Below are 2,081 nucleotides of genomic sequence, written 5' to 3' on the forward strand. Positions count from 1 at the left end.
GGATTTACCCTACGGATGGGTGGATAAGTGCGAGGATTTCTGTGACTATTTTGACCCCAAAGTGGACGAATACGAGAAATTAATCACTAATAACCCGATTTTCCGCCGTCGTATTGAAGGGATAGGCTGCATTACCAGAGACGAAGCGATTAACTGGGGTTTATCCGGTCCGATGTTACGCGCTTCTGGGGTGAAATGGGATTTAAGAAAAGTTGACCATTGGCGATGGTAATTGCCGCCACAGCACCGGTTTGAGGGGAAAACCAGGCCGCCAAGGGAAAATAAGGTGCTGATTCTACAGCGACCTCCACATTATTATCCGTCTCGGTTTCTTCTCGCTGCCAGAGACTCCGAATCCCGAAAATCACGGGTAACAGACCGAGAAAACGAATCCACTGAGCCGGAATCAAGAAACTCCCGAAAAAGCCGGTTAAACTCGCCAAAATCAGCAGGATAAAGCCTAAATACTGACCGATAACGATATGACGACGGCGAAAAAGTTTATTGACCTGGGCGAAAAGAATCGTCAAAATCAGGATGTCATCGAGATTAGTGGCAATAAAGGCCGCTATTGCTGTGGATATGGCAGTAATCATGGTAGTCATAGGATTTTTTTCTTAATCGGCTCTTCTGATCTCGATCGCCCTACCTCCACTCTAGAAAGAGCCATTAATAAAATCAAATATTCTTTCTTGTTGATTTAATAAATTAAAATGATGGAAAGACCAATAGAGACAAAAAACCCCTTGCCATGGCCAGAATGACCCTAGATCAACTGGAAATCTTTCTAGCGACTGCCGAACATCTCCACTTCACCAAAGCAGCAGAAGCTTTATATATCACCCAACCGGCCGTCAGTGCCGCCATTGCCTCCCTAGAAAGTGAATACGGGGTGAAATTATTCCATCGCGTCGGTCGTCACATCGAGATCACGGAAACAGGACGTTTATTGCAATTAGAAGCGCAACGCATTCTCACCCAGGTAACTTTGACAGAAAGGGGATTGGCGGAATTCAACGACTTGCAACGGGGAGAACTACAATTAGGGTCGAGTTTGACTATTGGTAACTATTGGCTGCCGGCAAAAATTAGCGATTTTCAGGAGCGCTATCCGGCAATTAAGATCAACTGCACCCTAGCTAATACGGAAGAAATCTGTCTGGGTAAGGCTAACGGACGTTTTGACCTAGCATTAATCGAGGGAGAAGTCAAGAGTGATTTAACAAATTGTTTAGAACAGGAGATCGTCGGCAGCGATCGCCTATTAATTATTGTCGGACGTTCTCATCCCTGGTATAAAAGAGAAGCGATCGAATTACCCGAATTAGTGGAAACCCCTTGGGTAATGCGAGAATCGGGATCGGGAACTCAACAAAGATTCGAGGAAGCTTTACAGAATTGGGGCATCGATTTACGCACATTAAAGGTGACTTTGCTGTTAAATACGGGGGAAATGGTGAAAGCAATCATCGAGAATAGTTTGGCAGCTGCCGGCATTTCCGAATTAATGGTTCAAAAGGAATTAGAATTAGGCACATTGCGATCAATTCGAGTGATCGATACTTCTGGTTTATCCCCTCGCTATCTCGAATTTATGCGCCCTTTTTTAAAAATAAAACACCGTCAGCGCTTTCAACCCCGCGTCTGTCAAGTTTTCGAGCAGATGTTGTAATCTGATAGAAGTCACCGAAAATTAACCGGAGAGAAAATAAAGCTATGTAAGGGAAATTATTTTTTGTTAAAAAAGAGAGATTATAAATAAGTAGTTATAATTAAATTGAAGATAGATTTTGCCTCTGATCCCCCCTGCACCCTTTGATAAGGGGGGTGCCGATCCCCCCTTAGTCCCCCCTTGATAACTATCCATTAGTCGGATCTTTCTTAACAAAAAGAGAAGAAACTTAAAAAAAGGGGAAACGATTGATAGGTATAGTTTTGAAAGAAGGAATCAAGGTGGAGGTAAGCAAAAAAATGGAGAAATGGGCAGCCCAAGAATTACAGTATGCAGACCTAGGGGACACCAGAAGAAAGAAAAGGTTAATCAGTATCGTAGAAAACTTGGCCAGCCAACCTAGTACAAG

General features: G+C 43.4%; 2 protein-coding genes and 2 pseudogenes. 3 read left to right on the forward strand and 1 reads right to left on the reverse strand.

All coding sequences use genetic code 11. The annotated features are described in order from the left end of the window. A pseudogene (locus ACOCD9_RS17210) lies at positions 1-223 on the forward strand (NADPH-quinone oxidoreductase); the annotation flags it as partial. Here ACOCD9_RS17210 and ACOCD9_RS17215 read toward each other — a convergent pair. Next, positions 216-605 (reverse strand): annotated as a pseudogene (locus tag ACOCD9_RS17215) (cadmium resistance transporter); the annotation flags it as partial. The pseudogenes ACOCD9_RS17210 and ACOCD9_RS17215 sit on opposite strands and share 8 nt — an antisense overlap. A gap of 146 nt (positions 606-751) precedes the next feature. Between ACOCD9_RS17215 and ACOCD9_RS17220 the strand changes: the two are divergent. Continuing rightward, on the forward strand, positions 752-1,672 hold the full coding sequence (locus ACOCD9_RS17220; protein ID WP_419548041.1) for a LysR substrate-binding domain-containing protein: 921 nt from the start codon (positions 752-754) through the stop codon (positions 1,670-1,672). Positions 1,673-1,971: 299 nt separating this feature from the next. Further along, positions 1,972-2,081: transposase DNA-binding-containing protein (locus ACOCD9_RS17225; protein ID WP_155119890.1), on the forward strand; the 110-nt coding region annotated here is incomplete at its 3' end.

This window comes from Microcystis sp. (assembly GCF_048564745.1).
Classification (GTDB): domain Bacteria; phylum Cyanobacteriota; class Cyanobacteriia; order Cyanobacteriales; family Microcystaceae; genus Microcystis; species Microcystis ichthyoblabe_A.

Coding starts and splice junctions, on each gene's coding strand:
- ACOCD9_RS17220 (WP_419548041.1), top strand. CDS start 752: ATGGCCAGAATGACCCTAGATCAACTGGAAATCTTTCTAGCGACTGCC.